Annotated in this window: 15 protein-coding genes; 10 read left to right on the top strand and 5 right to left on the bottom strand. The window is 63.1% G+C overall.

Going from position 1 to position 15,224, the window contains the following annotated elements; translation table 11 throughout:
• Positions 1 to 27: 27 nt before the first annotated feature.
• The 7 genes from ACIPVK_RS03615 (at position 28) to ACIPVK_RS03585 (ending at position 7,346) form a co-directional block, all read left to right on the top strand.
• Entirely contained in the window at positions 28 to 1,212 is a 1,185-nt protein-coding gene (locus ACIPVK_RS03615; RefSeq protein ID WP_407610712.1) for a CaiB/BaiF CoA transferase family protein, read from the top strand.
• Positions 1,209 to 2,414 carry an acyl-CoA dehydrogenase family protein gene (locus tag ACIPVK_RS03610; RefSeq protein WP_407610616.1) on the top strand — a complete coding sequence of 402 codons (1,206 nt, stop codon included), beginning with the start codon at positions 1,209 to 1,211 and terminating at the stop codon, positions 2,412 to 2,414. Before ACIPVK_RS03615 ends, ACIPVK_RS03610 begins: the two co-directional genes overlap by 4 nt.
• 161 nt (positions 2,415 to 2,575) lie before the next feature.
• Positions 2,576 to 3,391, top strand: coding sequence for a 3-hydroxyacyl-CoA dehydrogenase family protein (locus ACIPVK_RS03605; RefSeq protein WP_407610711.1), 816 nt, complete (start codon positions 2,576 to 2,578; stop codon positions 3,389 to 3,391).
• A 404-nt stretch (positions 3,392 to 3,795) separates the two neighbouring features.
• Positions 3,796 to 4,665 carry an alpha/beta fold hydrolase gene (locus ACIPVK_RS03600; RefSeq protein ID WP_407610615.1) on the top strand — a complete coding sequence of 290 codons (870 nt, stop codon included), beginning with the start codon at positions 3,796 to 3,798 and terminating at the stop codon, positions 4,663 to 4,665.
• 29 nt (positions 4,666 to 4,694) lie between these two features.
• Complete coding sequence (locus ACIPVK_RS03595) at positions 4,695 to 5,489, top strand: ABC transporter permease (protein ID WP_407610614.1); 795 nt, start codon at positions 4,695 to 4,697, stop codon at positions 5,487 to 5,489.
• The gene (locus tag ACIPVK_RS03590; RefSeq protein WP_407610613.1) at positions 5,486 to 6,262 is read left to right on the top strand and encodes an ABC transporter ATP-binding protein; all 777 of its coding nucleotides are present in this window, start codon (positions 5,486 to 5,488) and stop codon (positions 6,260 to 6,262) included. The genes ACIPVK_RS03595 and ACIPVK_RS03590 overlap by 4 nt, the downstream gene beginning before the upstream one ends.
• 100 nt (positions 6,263 to 6,362) lie before the next feature.
• The gene (locus tag ACIPVK_RS03585; protein WP_407610612.1) at positions 6,363 to 7,346 is read left to right on the top strand and encodes an ABC transporter substrate-binding protein; all 984 of its coding nucleotides are present in this window, start codon (positions 6,363 to 6,365) and stop codon (positions 7,344 to 7,346) included.
• Positions 7,347 to 7,488: 142 nt separating this feature from the next.
• Here ACIPVK_RS03585 and ACIPVK_RS03580 read toward each other — a convergent pair whose 3' ends face one another.
• Entirely contained in the window at positions 7,489 to 8,190 is a 702-nt protein-coding gene (locus ACIPVK_RS03580; RefSeq protein WP_407610611.1) for a FadR/GntR family transcriptional regulator, read from the bottom strand.
• A gap of 298 nt (positions 8,191 to 8,488) precedes the next feature.
• Here ACIPVK_RS03580 and ACIPVK_RS03575 point away from each other — a divergent pair, with 298 nt between their 5' ends.
• From ACIPVK_RS03575 to ACIPVK_RS03565, 3 genes are all read left to right on the top strand, one after another.
• Entirely contained in the window at positions 8,489 to 9,283 is a 795-nt protein-coding gene (locus ACIPVK_RS03575; RefSeq protein WP_407610610.1) for an SDR family NAD(P)-dependent oxidoreductase, read from the top strand.
• Positions 9,280 to 10,701, top strand: a complete 1,422-nt coding sequence (locus ACIPVK_RS03570; RefSeq protein ID WP_407610609.1) for an aldehyde dehydrogenase family protein — start codon at positions 9,280 to 9,282, stop codon at positions 10,699 to 10,701. The genes ACIPVK_RS03575 and ACIPVK_RS03570 overlap by 4 nt, the downstream gene beginning before the upstream one ends.
• 106 nt (positions 10,702 to 10,807) lie before the next feature.
• The gene (locus tag ACIPVK_RS03565; protein ID WP_407610608.1) at positions 10,808 to 10,930 is read left to right on the top strand and encodes a hypothetical protein; all 123 of its coding nucleotides are present in this window, start codon (positions 10,808 to 10,810) and stop codon (positions 10,928 to 10,930) included.
• Here the strand turns inward: ACIPVK_RS03565 and ACIPVK_RS03560 are convergent.
• From ACIPVK_RS03560 to ACIPVK_RS03545, 4 genes are all read right to left on the bottom strand, one after another.
• On the bottom strand, positions 10,925 to 11,551 hold the full coding sequence (locus ACIPVK_RS03560; RefSeq protein WP_407610607.1) for a hypothetical protein: 627 nt from the start codon (positions 11,549 to 11,551) through the stop codon (positions 10,925 to 10,927). The genes ACIPVK_RS03565 and ACIPVK_RS03560 overlap by 6 nt on opposite strands.
• Positions 11,552 to 11,849: 298 nt before the next feature.
• On the bottom strand, positions 11,850 to 12,299 hold the full coding sequence (locus ACIPVK_RS03555; protein ID WP_407610606.1) for a transposase: 450 nt from the start codon (positions 12,297 to 12,299) through the stop codon (positions 11,850 to 11,852).
• 751 nt (positions 12,300 to 13,050) lie between these two features.
• A complete protein-coding gene (locus ACIPVK_RS03550) occupies positions 13,051 to 13,830 on the bottom strand; it encodes a carbon-nitrogen hydrolase family protein (RefSeq protein WP_407610605.1) in 780 nt (259 codons plus the stop codon).
• A 35-nt stretch (positions 13,831 to 13,865) separates the two neighbouring features.
• Entirely contained in the window at positions 13,866 to 15,218 is a 1,353-nt protein-coding gene (locus ACIPVK_RS03545) for an APC family permease (protein ID WP_407610604.1), read from the bottom strand.
• Positions 15,219 to 15,224 lie beyond the last annotated feature (6 nt).

The raw sequence follows: 15,224 nt of genomic DNA, 5'->3' as shown, positions 1-15,224 counted from the left end.
GCCCCCAGGGACCCGCACTTGGACAACATGCTTGGCCGGAACGCCACCGGGCCGCTCAGCGGCATCATCGTGGCCGATTTCAGCCGGGTGCTCGCGGGCCCCTACTGCACCATGCTGCTCGCAGACATGGGCGCCACCGTCCTGAAGATCGAGGGCCCCGGCGGAGACGACACTCGTACGTGGAAACCGCCAGTACGGGACGACCAGGCAACCTACTTCCTCTCCGTCAACAGGAACAAGCGGTCCATTGCGCTGGATTTCCGGGATCCGCAGGACCTCGCCACCGCTCAGGCCCTTGCTGCACGGGCCGACGTCATGGTCGAGAACTTCAAGCCTGAGGGGCTGGCCGGATTCGATCTGGACTACGGCAGCGTTGCGGCGTTGAACCCGTCTATCATCTACGCGTCGATCACCGGATTTGGCACCGGCGGCGGCGCCAAGCTGCCGGGCTACGACCTGCTCGTGCAGGCGATATCGGGCATGATGAGCCTTACTGGCCACCCCTCGGGGGAACCGTTTCGCTCCGGCGTCGCGGTGTTTGACGTCATGACCGGCTTGCATGCTTCCGTGGGCATCCTCGCCGCGCTGGCTCACCGCACGGCCACCGGAGAAGGGCAGCTGATCGAGGTCAATCTGCTCTCCTCTGCTCTCTCCGGCATGGTCAACCAGACCGCGGCCTATGTGACGGGGGGCGTCGTGCCCCAACGTATGGGAAACGAGCATCCAAGCCTCTACCCGTATGAACCGATGGAAACCGGCGAGGGGGAGCTCATCATCGCCATTGGCAATGATGCGCAGTTCGACCGCCTGTGCGTGGCCCTGGGCGTTCCGGCGCTTTCGGCGGATGAGCGATTTGCCACCATGCCCCGGCGCAACCTCAACCGTGATCAACTACGAATCCTGTTGCAGGACCGGCTGTCCGCACATTCTGCCGCCGAATGGTTCGACACGCTTACCGAAGTTGGCTTGCCCTGCGCGCCCATCCAGGATGTGCGCGGAGGCATCAACATGGCAACGAAACTCGGCCTGTCACCGGTGGCGATGACCGGAACGGGAAGCGCCGCGATTCCCACGGTGCGAAACCCCATTGGTTTCTCGCGGACGCCGCCCAGCTATGACATCCCCCCGCCGGCGTTGAACGCTGATGCAGAAATGATCCGAGCGTGGCTTCACCCGGCCACCAAGCCCCCCCGAGAGAATGGACAACCGTGAGTACGCATGCCGCGACATCATCGGCCGTCAATACCGATTACTACCGCCTCGCCGACCGCCTGTCGGGTGCCGAACGCGAGATCTCCGCCCGGGTGCGCGGGTTCGTTGACACGAAACTGCTTCCCGTCATCAACGACTACTGGGATAAGGCACAGTTCCCCTTCGCGCTGGTGCCGGAGATTGCCAAGCTGGGCATCATCGGCACCACCATCCAAGGCTACGGTTGCCCCGGCATGAGCCGCCTGGCCTCTGGCCTGGTTGCCATGGAAATGGCCCGCGGCGACGGGAGCATGAACACGTTCCTGGCCGTCCAGTCGGGTCTGTCCATGGGAAGCATCAACATGCTTGGCAGCGAGGAGCAAAAGCAACGCTGGCTCCCCGAGATGGCCCGGCTCTCGAAGATCGGTGCTTTCGGCCTCACCGAGCCGGACCACGGATCCGATTCCGTTGGCCTGGAAACCTCGGCGCGCCGGGAGGGCGACAGCTATGTACTCAACGGCAAGAAGCGGTGGATCGGCAATGCCAGTTTCGCGGACCTTGTCATTATCTGGGCCCGCGATGAAGCGGACCGGAAGGTCAAGGGATTCGTGCTGGAAAAGAACCCGGACGGAACCTACCCGGACGGCTACCGGACGGAGCTCATTACCGGCAAGATCGGGAAGCGGGCGGTATGGCAACCCGACATCGTCATGGAAAACCTGCGGATACCGGCGGACAACAAGCTCGCCGAGGCACATTCCTTTCGCGACGTTGGCCGGGTTCTTGCAACCACCCGCTCCGGGGCATCCTGGGAAGCACTCGGACACGCGGTGGCCGCCTACGAGATCGCGGTCAGGTATGCGGAAGAACGCATCCAGTTCGGTAAGCCGATTGCCTCCTTCCAGCTCGTGCAGAACGCCCTGGCGAACATGCTGGCCGAACTCACTGCGATGCAGCTGATCTGCTTCCGCCTCGCCGAGCTGCAATCGGACGACGAACTCACCGGGCCAATGGCCTCTCTGGCGAAAATGCACACGGCCCAAAAGGGCCGGTGGATTGTCTCGCAAGCGCGGGACATCCTGGGCGGCAACGGCCTGCTGCTGGAAAACCACGTGGCACGCCACCTCACCGACATGGAGGTCGTCCACACCTACGAAGGCACCGACTCCATCCAGTCCCTCATCCTGGGACGGGACATCACCGGCATCTCCGCCTTCGCCTAGGACGGTGCGCAACGCCGGCCGGGGCAGGGCCGGAATCCGGGATCTGACCCGAAACTTTCACACACCACGGCATGACCAAGAACAAGGAGGCGATCGTGAACCACTTCGAACCAAGCCAGCACGGCGGGCCGGTCAGTGTAGGTGTCCTGGGCGGCGGGCGCATGGGAGCGGGCATCGCCCATGCCTTCTGCGCCGCGGGGGCAGAGGTTGTCGTTCTCGAACGCACCGCGGATGCCGGCGAGTTGGCGCGCCAACGCATCGTCGATTCGTTGCGCCGTTCCGCAGACCGCGACCCGGTCGGCGAACCGTGGGAAAACGCGGCGCGGCGCCTGCGGATCGGCACCGACTACTCCGATTTCGCGGACTGCGCGCTGGTCGTGGAAGCCGTGCCGGAGGACCTGCAGCTCAAGTCAGCGGCACTGGCAGCGGTTGAGGGGCACCTTGCCGCCGAGGCCATGCTGGCGACGAACACCTCCTCGCTATCCATTGGCCAGCTGGCCCGTGGGCTGCGCCGGCCGGAGCGCTTCTGCGGGCTGCACTTCTTCAACCCCGTCCCCGTTTCCACCCTCGTAGAGGTGGTGCTGCCGCACGGTGCGGACTTGCAACTGGAGGCGGAAGCACGCGGCTGGGTTGGCATGCTGGGCAAAACCGCCGTGGTGGTCCGTGATTCGCCGGGCTTTGCCACCTCACGCCTGGGAGTCTTGCTGGCGCTGGAAGCCATGCGGATGCTCGAGGAAGGCGTTGCGGCGCCGGAGGACATCGACGCTGCCATGGTTCAGGGCTACCGCCACGCCACCGGGCCGCTGAGGACCACGGACCTGGTGGGACTGGATGTCCGGCTCGGTATCGCCGAGTACCTCCAGGCAACGCTCGGGGATCGTTTCGCCCCGCCCCAGGTGCTACGCGAGAAAGTGGCCCGCGGGGAGTTGGGCCGCAAGAGCGGCAAGGGCTTTTACGACTGGGGATCCCATGGGTAGGCCTCGTCGAGAGCGGACGCGTACTTGGCGTGGAAGCGCGGTGGAGAGCCTTGACGAGGTTCGATACACCCTTGACGTGACATGCGGCACAGTATACAATTTTTATTGGTTCAACCACTTCGTTCTGGCGCATTCCATGCCGAAACACCGCTGGATGGAAGGTCGAGGTCCGCGGCATCCCGAGCCCGGAAAAGGTGGACAAGTTGCATCCTCCGGGCCCAGGCCGCGCCACCGGTTCGGCCATGCGGACACTGGTCCACCCCAACAGGCCGGCGGCTGGGCAACAAGACCTCTCCGGGCCACCGTTCCCTCCGAACGACCTGCGGTTGACGACTCAGGCATGGAACGGGACCCGAAAATACCGGCATCCCCCAAACACCTCAAAAACAACGAAGGACCACCCTATGGAACAGGCACCAGCACTTCCCGAGCACTACATCCGTGGTGATTCGGACACCACCATTTTCATGCTTCACGGCGCGTACGGCGACGGACGATATTTCGAGAACACGGCATCGGTCCTTGCCGCGGCCGGCTACCGCGTGGTCGTATGGACCTGCCCCGGCTACGGCCAGGAAACACCCGTGGAGAACTTCTCCATCGAGTACGCGGCCGCTGCTGCCCGCACTCTGATCGAGGCCAAGGCGACCGCCACCAACATCCTTCTGGGCCATTCCATGGGTTGCCTCATCGCGCCCGAGGCGGCAAGGCTGTCCGGGACGCGCATTGACGGCATCATCCTCTCCTGCGCATCGGTGGGCTTCCAGAACCGCGCTCCGGAGGACCAGAAGCGGTTCTTGGCCGAACGGATTGCCCCCATCACCGAGCAGGGCCTCACGGTCGCCGAATACGCACCGGCCCTGCTCACGAAGATGATGGCACCAGGTGCCCACGGTGGACTGGTGGACAAGGTGCGGAACGTCATCAGCGAGATGAAGACCGAGACCTTCATGGCCTCCATGAAGGCGATCACCTCCTATGTCAGCGAAGCGGCCATCGCCGCAATCACCGTACCCACACTGCTTGTTTCCGGGGAATTCGACACGGCATGCCCCCCGGCAGGCATGGAGAAGCTGCACGCAATCATTCCGGGCAGTGAATACCTCATGGTTGAAGGATCGGGACACTACCCGTTCGCCGAGTGCGCGGATACTTTCCATGAATACATACTGGAATTCCTCAACCGGCGTTTCGCGAACGAAGCGGCGGTGTCCGGGGATGCCAGGCTTCGTGCGGAAGACACCGTGAACTCCCAGGCAGGAGAATCGTCATGAGTACGAAATCGATTGCTGCCCCGGCGGAAGTGGTCACCCTGCGCAAGGACGGGAAGAAAAAAAAGAAGTCGCTCCTGGAGAGGTACTGGCCCGCCGTCACCATGTTCGTCGTGCTCGTCGGCCTGCTCTGGGTCGGCTCGTTGTACTTCGATGAGTTCATCTTCCCCGGCCCGCTGAAGATCTGGGACGCGATCCTTGAGATCCTCGGCAACGAAGGCCCCCAGATACTCCTCACGCTCGGCCGCTTCCTGCTGGCCCTGCTGTCGGCGATTGTCGCCGGTTGGCTGGTTGGTCTGCTCATGGGTGCCTTCCGCAACGTTTTCGGACGCCTGGTGCAGCCTTTCATCTCGGTCATTCAGGCGATCCCGTCGCTATCCTGGGTCCTGCTGGTGATCCTGTGGTTTTCGCAGGTCGAACTGCGCATCTGGTTCGTGACCTTCATTCTGGCTTTTCCGTTCTTCGTGATCGCCGTCTACGAAGGTATCCGCGATATGGACAAGGATGTACTGGAGGCTGTGGAACAGTTCCGGCCAACGAAGATGCAGGTCCTGACCAAGCTCCTGGCCCCGCAATCGTTCGTCAACCTGATCACCGTTCTGCGCTCGACCTCGGCGATGACCTTGAAGATCATGATCTTCGTGGAGCTCCTCGGTGCCAGCAACGGCATCGGACAACGCATGGGCCTGGCCCAATCCAGCTTCCGAATCGACCTGATTTTCGGATGGACGGTCATCCTGATCGTTGCGAATTTCCTGTTGCTGAAGGTCATCGGCTTGATCGAAGGCAAATTGTTGTCATGGCGAAGTGAGGCGGTAGTACGATGAACACCGAAAATAACGATGTTGTCATCGACTTCAAGAACGTGGTCCACGAATTCGGTCACGTCGTTGCGGTCGAGGACCTGAACCTGCAGGTGAAAAAGGGCGAGCGGGTGGCAATACTCGGCCGAACCGGTGCCGGAAAGTCCACGGTCATGAACCTGCTCGTCGGCAACATGAGCCCCACGAAGGGGACCATCCGCGTCAACGGCAAGGACCCATACGCCGAACACAACGCCCTGCAGGGCAAGATCGGCATGGCCTTCCAGGGGCCGCGGCTGCTGCCGTGGAGGACCGCCGAAGCCAACGTTGCCATCGGCCAGGAGATCCTCAAGGTGAAGAAGAGCGAGCGGCTGGCGAACGCCCATAAATGGTTGGCCAAGATGCAGCTCAAGGATGCGGCAAAAATGTATCCGAACCAGCTTTCCGGAGGCATGCGCCAGCGCGTATCCCTCGCCCGGGCCTTCGCCATCGATCCTGCCTTCGTCCTGTTGGACGAGAGCTTCTCGGCATTGGACGAGGTCACGGCGCGTGAACTGCGTGACGATTTCGTGGCATTGGCCGATGCCGAGCAGAAGACCGCCGTCATCGTCACGCACAATATCGAGGAAGCCTTCGCCATCGCGCACCGGGTCATCCTGCTCGGGCGTCCGGCTCGGATCCTCGCGGAGTACCGCTCCGCGGAGGAACCGCGGGTGGGAACCCCGGAGTTCACCCGGTTGCGCAAAACCATCCACGACCTGATGGTTTCGGCAACCGCGCAGACCACTTCCCCATAAGCAACGACGGTGGGGGCTGTGCAGCCCCCACCTTAGCCACACCCTTGATATCCGAAGTAAGACGAGCGGACCACATCACCGCCGAACAGGGAGAATGAAAATGAAGCGTTTCAAACGTTTGCTGCAGCTTGCGGCGATGGGGTTCGCGGGCCTGCTGCTCGTGACCGCCTGTGGATCCGGCGACGGTTCCACAGGCCAGGGGGATCCGAGTGAGACGGAGACCATCTCCTACGGTTCCTGGGTGACGGGGGCCCCGGCGGTGTCGAACATGTGGACCCATTTCCTGGCGGAGATGCCCGAAATCCAGGAGAAGCACGGCATTAAGTTTGAGAACACGGATTACTCCAGCCTGCAGACCCTCTACACGGACCTGTCCCGTGGCCGTGTGCAGGGGGTGAGCGCGGGCCCATCGACGATGGCGGCTACCGCGGCACAGGGGGCACCGGTCCGCATGGTGGGCGGTGTCGCCAGATCGACAGCCGCGATTATGTCCACCGGCAAGGCATGGGACGCGCAGTCCCTGAAGGGGTCCCGGATGGTGGCCCCGACCGGCACGGCAACCTGGAGCGAGGTTCAGGCCCAGATCGAGGACACCCTCGGGCTGAAGCCCGGGGACTATGAACTGGTCACCTCCCAGGACCTGGGCGGAGCGATGACGCAATTGGCTGCCGGCTCGGCGGACTATGCCATGGTGTGGGGTGAGTACATCCCCAACGCCCTGCAGAAGTTCAAGAACGTCAAGGTCATCGCCGATCCGGAAACCTTGGCCGGGGAAGGCAACAAGCCGTTCTGGCAGTTCAGCGTCACGGTTCATAAGTCAGTATCGGACGAGGCTGCTGCGGGGCTAATGGCCTCGATCGAGGAAGTCGTTGCGTGGATGAAGGCCCATCCGGAGGAAGTCGAGAAATATGCAGTGTCCCAGAAGCAGGTCAAGGGTATTGCGTTGGACATGATCGAGGGCCGGCAGAATTTCGATGTGACACCGATGGACGCGGACCTGAAGGCCGAGCTGGAGGCCGACTTCCAGAATCTGGTGGACATGGGCAAGATGGAAAAGATGCCTCCGGCATCATTCTTGGAATAGCAACGAGCGCGCGCATGGATCTCCAGCGGCGGGCCGGTCAGCATGCCGGTCCGGAACGTCACTGCCCTCACGGCATCGTCGTGGCTGGAGTCGGCCATGCGCCGGGGTCCGCAGCGAGGGGCCACCGTGCCCTCGCTGCGGATCAGTGGAAGTGGTTCTGCTGGACCGAACGCGCGGCTTCCAAGACTGCATCCATGTGGGCAGCCATCAGCGACTCCGCCGCCGGACCGTCGCCGGACTGGATGGCTTCGAAGATATCCAGGTGCTGCCTCTCCCAAACGGGCCGTTCCTCCGGTATGTCCACGAGGATGGATTCAGCACGCCGGGGGCCGCTGATCAGGATGCGCAATACCCCGTCGAATACCGGATTCTGCGTAGCCTTCCCGATTTCCCGGTGGAAGGACGTGCTCTCGCCAGGGCTTCCGTCCTTCGCGCCGGATCGTGTATACGTGGTCAGTGGTGCCATCGCCCGCAGGTTTTCCTCGGTGCGTCGTTCCGCCGCCAGCCTGGCGACATACGGCTCGAGTGCCCTGCGGACTTCGAGGATCTTGGGAATGGACCCACCGCGTGCGACAACGGTCTCTGCCACCCGGACTACGGCGTCATCGGTGGCGGAGGCCGTGAGGAAGATCCCGGCACCGTGCCGGATCTCAATGAGGCCGACTGCTTCCAGAGAGGACAAGGCTTGCCGGACCGAATGCCTGGAGACACCCATCTCCTCGGCCAGTTTGCGCTCGGGCGGCAACGCCTGGCCAGGCACGTACGCGCCATCCTGAATCTGATCAAGGAGATCGTCTCTGACCTGCTCATGGATGGGAGTTCCGCCGTAGCTAAACTTCTTCATTCCCGGTCAACTCCAATTGTTCAGGTAGGTGGCGAACCCTTTCATCACCAAGCAGGCGACGCTACTTCGGGCCAGATCGGTAGAATCGATCAGCTGCCCAAGGGCGTACCCCTGCGGACCCAAGGTGCCAGGGTATCCACCACCCACCCTAGCAAGCCAACCGCCAGTTGGCTGAACCAAAGTTATATCCGTTCACCCTTCGTGCAAGTGCCGACCGGCCGGCCACGGCCGCTGCGGATCCACGTGCAGCCCGCAGCGGGAATGAGCCCTATTGCGGATACCCAGAAAGCAGGAACCAATGACCAGAAGTCTAGAAAACAGAGTCGTGATCATCAGCGGGGCCGCCATGGGGCAAGGCGCGGCCCATGCCAAACTGCTCAGCGAAGCCGGTGCGAGCGTACTGCTCGGCGACATCAACCAGGCATTGGGGGAGTCTGTTGCCCAAGAGATCCGGGATTCCGGGGGAAAAGCGCAGTTCGTCAAGCTCGACGTGTCAAAAGCCGACGATTGGGAACGGGCTGTGAAAGCTGCCCACGACGCTTTCGGCCCGGTCACCGGCCTGGTCAACAATGCCGGTATTTCGGTCAAGGGAACGGTACTCGACTGCGAGGACGAGGTATGGCAGAAGGTCATCAGCGTGAACCAGACTGGGGTTTTCTATGGGATGAGGACCGTGGCTCCCGCGATCATTGCGGCCGGCGGAGGAGCTATCGTCAACACGTCATCCACTCTGGGCTTCCACGCCTCACCGGTGGCGTTTGCCTACCAGGCCACCAAGGGCGCGGTGCGCACCATGACAAAGAGCGCCGCGCTGGCGCTCGGCGTGCACGGAGTGCGAGTGAATGCGGTTTTCCCCGGCCTGGTGGACACCCCCTTCATCGATGGCCACCGCAACAACACGGGACTCGATGATTCCATCGGCCGGACTCCGCTGGGACGCATCGCCCAACCATCGGAGATCTCCCAGGCGGTCTTGTTCCTTCTCAGTGACGACGCCTCGTACGTGAATGGTTCCGAACTCGTCGTTGACGGTGGGATGACGGCCGGTTCACTGGGCAGCCTCACCCCTATCACTGCAAAGGATGCATCATGACCTCCGCAAAAACCTCAACGATCCACCGTCCCTCAACGGGCGAACCATACGAATCGGTTCCGGTGACGTCGCCCCAGGAGCTGGACGAGGTGTTTGCCAAGGCCCGGCGCGGGTTCCTCGCCTGGAAGCAGATCTCCGGCACGGAGAAAGGCAAGCTGCTTTTCAGGCTCGCCAACCGACTGGATGAGCTCAGTGAGGAGTTCGCCCAGATCGAGGCGCGCAACACGGGCAAGGCGATCCGTGAGACCCGGGCGGAAGCAGCTCGCATGCCCGGAACGGTGCGGTATTGGGCCGGTTGGGCGGACAAGCTCCACGGAACCACGATTCCGGTGGACCCGCATTTCCACACCTACACGGTGCGAGAACCCTACGGAGTGGTTGCTGGAATCGTCCCCTGGAATGTGCCCTACGCGTTTGCCACGCGGCGCATCGCACCGGTGATCGCCATGGGAAACGTCGTGGTGCTCAAGCCGGCCGAGGAAACGCCGCTCACGGCACTGAGGCTCGCCGAAGTGTGCCGGGAAGTCGGCATCCCCGAGGGAGTGGTGCAGGTGGTGACTGGCTCCGGGAGCGTTGGAGCCGCCATGGTCACCCATCCGGAGACCGACCTTGTCCTGTTCACCGGCTTCCACGAAACCGGGAAAATTATTGCCCGCGCGGCTGCAGACAACCTCACCCCCACCATCCAGGAGCTGGGAGGAAAGTCACCGAACATCGTCTTCGCGGATGCCAACCTCGATGAGGCACTTGACGCCGCCATGGTCAGCGTTTTCAGCTCTACCGGACAGATGTGCTTTGCCGGCTCGCGCCTGCTGCTCCACGAGTCCATCCACGACGACTTTGTGGCCCGACTCGCGGAACGCGTCAATGCGCTCAAGGTCGGAGATCCCGAAGACGAGAACACCCAGGTCGGCCCCCACGTGACCCGCCGCCAATGCGAAAAGACACTGGCGATGATCCAGTCAGGCATCGACGAGGGGGCGACGGTTGCCGCCCAGTCAAAGCTTCCCGGTGGAGTCCTGGCCAATGGCTACTTCGCCCCGCCCACCATCTTCACCAATGTCAGCTCCGATATGGAAATCGTCCGGAAGGAAATTTTTGGCCCGGTCATGACGGTCTTCAAATTCAAGGACGACGCCGAGGCGCTGGAAATCGCGAATGACACCAGCTTCGGGTTGGCCGCCGGTGTCTGGACGTCCGATCTCTCTCGGGCCCACCGGATGGCACAGGGCATCCATGCCGGACGCATCTGGGTCAACACGTACCGGATCATCAACGACATGGTGCCCGGCGGAGGGTATGGCGAATCTGGCTACGGGGCCGAAGGCGGGACTGAAACGCTGAGTTCACTCACCCGCTCCAAGAGCGTGCAGATCGCGCTTAATGCCGGCCTCATTGCGGGGCAGCCACGCATCTGAACACAACAGGGCAGTGGCTGCAGTGGACACCCCTCCCCGCATCAAGCACGGGTGCCCAGGAGCTCGGCCGCGTCGGACCAAGGCCAGCCTCCACATAGGAGCCAGCATGTCACCCGCACGAGGGGCCGGGCGGGTGGCCAAGGCGACCGAACAGCCGGGCATCACCGCCGTAGGGCTGCGTGCAGTCGTGGCCTGGGCGGAAGGAACCGGCTTCCGCCTTGGCCTATGAAACCCCGACCTGTGAGGTAACGAACCTCATAGATGCCCCAGATGTCCCGGCAGGAGAGCCTTCCGCGATCATCATGATCGATGGTTTCAATGTCCCGCCGGTGCGGCAGATCGCGAAAGGGGCCCGAATGAGGAGCCGACCCGGATGCGCTTCGACGGTGTCATCAAGGTACAGAAGTTCCGCGCCTGAAAACCTTTCGATGTATTTGGCGAGGGATTTCAGGATCTCCTCGGCGGTCTTTTCCCACACGAAGGGCTTGGGATCGTCGTTCCAGGTTTCAATCCAGGCCTTCACATCGCGTTCCAGGGCCGGGACGCTTTTGCGGACCCTCGGCGCAGCAACTGGTCGGTGATGAACCCGAACCAGCGTTCGACCTGGTTGATCCAGGACGAGCCGGTTGGCGTGAAATGCGTGGGAAAGCGCGGATGGGCGCCAGCCTGTCGTTGACGGACGGGTCTCGTGGGCGGCGAGATTGTCGCAGACCAGATGCACGCCCAGCTCCCGGGGCGCCGCATTGTCGATGGCAACGAACTTCTGGAACACCACGGCACGGTGGCGACGGTGGAGTTCGGAGATCACGGTGCCGTCGGCGATGTGGAACGCGGCAAACAGGCTCGTCACCCCGTGCCGGCATGGTCGTGGCAGCTGCGCTCGGGCATGCCGGGCACCATGGGCAGCTCCGGCCGGGACCGGCCCAACGACTGCATCGCGGGACGCGCAACACCAGGGCATTCTCCGGCGGATGGTGATAGAGCCCCATGACATAGACGACCTTGTCCACTAACCGCTGGTCGGTGGAGGTCTTGAAGCCGTCGGATAGGTGGGGGCTTGAGTTCGCACGTCCGCCAGGTCCTGCCGATGGCCGATTTGGAGAGCCCGGACCTGGCGGCCATCGATGCCCTGGACTAGAGAAGTTACGTTAGACAGATCGCCAGGGACCGTTGTCCTCGGCGAGCTTCTGGATGTCGGTGTTGCGCAGCGCGGTGACCCACCGGAAGTCGGTGTCCTTGCTGAGGTCCTCGACGCGGGCGTTGGTGATCATGCCGCGGTCCCCGACCACGACCAGGTCATGGACTCCGGAGAGGTCCTGGATCTCCTCGGAGATCTGGATGAACGCGGCCGGGTCCGCGGTGTTCCCGGGGAACACGCGCACCGCGCTGGGCAGCCCGGCGCGGGTGGCGAGCATGCCGTATTCGATCTGCTCGCACCCGCGCTTCCTGTCCCGCGAGTACCCGAACTTGGCCAGGGGGTTGTGGGTTCCGGTGACCCACGAGGCGGACAGAACAAACAGGGCCAGGCGCTCGGGCCCCAGGTGGGTGCGGGCCAGCTGCTTCTCGATGCGCGGCTGCTGTTCCAGCAGCCAGTCCATGGCGGCGTAGAGTTCATCGGAGGAGACCGGACCCAGGTCGTCGCCCAGGGTGGTGTCGGCGAACCAGTCCAGGGTGGCGAGCTTGGAGGTGGGCTTGCAGATCCTCGCGGCCAGCAGCCCCTGAAACGTTAGGCTGCACGACCAGTGCTGTTGCCTAGTCGGTTCGTGATACGGAGTTGAGGAGCAGCGTGCAGTCCGCGTGGTTGGTGCGGGTGGCTTCGGCGATGTAGCTATTGTCAGGACTGGACCGCGAAATTCCGGGCTTTCCGTGGTCCAACTTAGATGAGACAGGACACCAACGCGGACGAACCTCAGCAATACGAGACATTGCGCTCCAGATCCCGGCACCTGTCCTCGCCCAGGCGCTCGGCTACCACCACACCAGCACCACCAGGATCGCCGCCGAAGCCGGATCGCCCTGGGCCGGCTATGCGCCAGGGGCCCACGAGCAACCAGACACAGCCGAGACCGAGATATCGCACGAATACAGGCCACCTGAATAGCGGCCCCTACCAGTATGAAAACGTCAGGTTACCCCGGGCGACGGCGACGACAGTCTTGGTGTCGGCGAAAACCTCCGGATCCAATGCCTTGCCCAGTTTGTTCCAGCGGCGATGCAGGACGACGTGGAGTTCTTCCCGGGGGAGCGGATCGCATGGTTTCGTCGCAAGTTCCCCGTACGTCCGTCGGCTACCGATGAGTGGTTCTGCGCGCGGGGGCTGTGGCCCGCGGAATTCCGTCGACCAACTGCCTACAACCGCCGCTGTCGGAACATAGGGAACGACGTCCGGACACGTTTCACCGTTTCCATCGAGATTTCCACTGCCCGCATCCCTGGTGCGAGGCCGAGATCGGCTTCAATGACCCCCATCGGATCAACCAGAATACTTCGGCCCACGGAGACCGGCGGTGCCTGGCACACCCCCGCCACGTACACGCCGTTTTCGATAGCGCGCGCGGTGTTCAGTGCCAGCCACTGCTCGGTCTTGTTTCTTCCGGGCACCCAGGCTGAGCAGACCAACAGGACCTGGGCGCCAGCGTCCGCCAGTGACCTGGCCAGCTCCGGGAAACGCAGGTCATAGCAGGTCATCAGGCCGAAGATCGTTCCGCCGGTTTCAAACACCACGGGGCTTGTGGACGGCCCCGGCTTGATAAATGCTGATTCCCCGAAACCCTGCGCGTCGAAGAGATGGATCTTTCGATAGATGGCCAACCGGTTCCCATCGGGGCCGAAAGCCACCAGGGTGTTGTAGGCCTTGTCCGGCTCGTCCGCGATTTCCACGACGCCCGCCACCAGTGCGATGCGGTGGCGGCGGGCGATGTTGGACAGTTCATGGCAGATGGGGCCGTCCAGCGGCTGGGCCACCTCGGGGAACGTGGCGTCCACCTTCTTTTTCTCGTAGGTGGAGTATTCCGGGAAGGCCACCAGCGAGGCACCGTCACGGGCGGCTTCGGCGGCGGACCGGCCGATCGCGGAGAGGTTTGCCTTGATGTCGGTGCCCGACTCCAGCTGTCCGAGGGCTATCCTCATGGTGCTTCCTTCCCTTTGGCACGAGGCGGCGCGGGTCAGGCGGCCGACTCAAGCGTCGCCTTCTCCGTGGCCGTCATTTCCGGCGGTGCCGATCTGAAACCGCGCGTGATCAGGGCCAAGACCACCACGCCCAGCGCCAGCCAAGACAGTCCCAGCGTAATTGCGTTTCCGTCCAGCTGGGAGAGCAGGTAGGCGCAGACGATGGTTCCCACCACCGGGACCACCACGTAGGACACGAAGTTCAACTGGTTCCCTGCACGGCGCTGGCGCACGAAGTGGAAGACCACCGAAGCATTGACCAACGTGAAAGCAGCGAAGGCACCGAAGTTGATAAACGACGTCGACGTTGCCACGTCCAGGAAGATCGCAATCAGGCCGATGATTCCGGTGATGATCAGGTTGGCCACCGGGGTGTGGAACTTCGCGTTGAGGCGTCCGAACAGGGCCTTGGGCAGGACTGAATCACGGCCCATGGCATACAGCAGGCGAGAGGCACTGGCCTGCGCCGCCAGGCCGGAAGCGAATTGCGCCACCACCAGACCGGCAAGGAACACCGCGCCGAACAGCTGCCCGCCAATCTGCAGCGCGATGGAGCTCGCGGCGGAGGCCGAGTCCGCGAACACTCCGCCTGGATGGACCAGCTGGGTTACGTAGGAGACGGTAACGAAGATGCCGCCGCCGATCAGGGCGATGAGCATGATGGCGCGCGGCATGTTCTTGCGCGGTTCGATCGTCTCCTCGGTGAGGGTGGTGACGGCGTCGAACCCGAGGAACGAGTACGCGGCAATGGCCGCACCGGCGGAGATGGTGGCGAAGCTGGAGGTGTCGTTGAAGAACGGCTGCGTGCTGGCCAGGCCGCCGGCGCCGGAGGTGGAAACCACATTGCCGATGGACAGCGCCACAAAGAACACGATGACCAGCAGCTGGAAGGCCATCAGCACGTAGTTGGCCTTGTCTGCCACCTTGATGCCCAGGATGTTAAGCGCGGTGGTAATGAGGATGAAGCCCACGATCCAGAGCCCGATGGGGATGCCGGGGAACTGCGCGCTCAGGTAGGAGCCTCCAATGAGCCAGATGACCATGGGCAGGAAGAGATAGTCCAGCAGAATGGCCCAACCCACCAGGAACCCCACCCTGGGGTCGATGGACCTGCGGACGTACGTGTAGGCCGAGCCGGCGACGGGATACGCGATAGCCATCCGGCCGTAGCTGTGCGCCGTGAACAGCATGGCGACGAGTGCCAGCAGGTATGCGGCCGGTGCTGCGCCCTCGGTGGCTTCGGCGATGATGCCGAAGATGCCCAGGACGATCAGCGGTGTCAGGTACGCCAGGCCGAAGAGGACAAGCGAGGGGAGTTTCAGCGTGCGCGTCAGGGTCGGTGTTGTCACGGTGTT

The sequence above is a fragment of the Paeniglutamicibacter sp. MACA_103 genome, assembly GCF_045798555.1.
Classification (GTDB): domain Bacteria; phylum Actinomycetota; class Actinomycetes; order Actinomycetales; family Micrococcaceae; genus Paeniglutamicibacter.
Note: the sequence above shows the minus strand (reverse complement) of the source record. Positions and strands in the feature narration are given on the sequence as shown.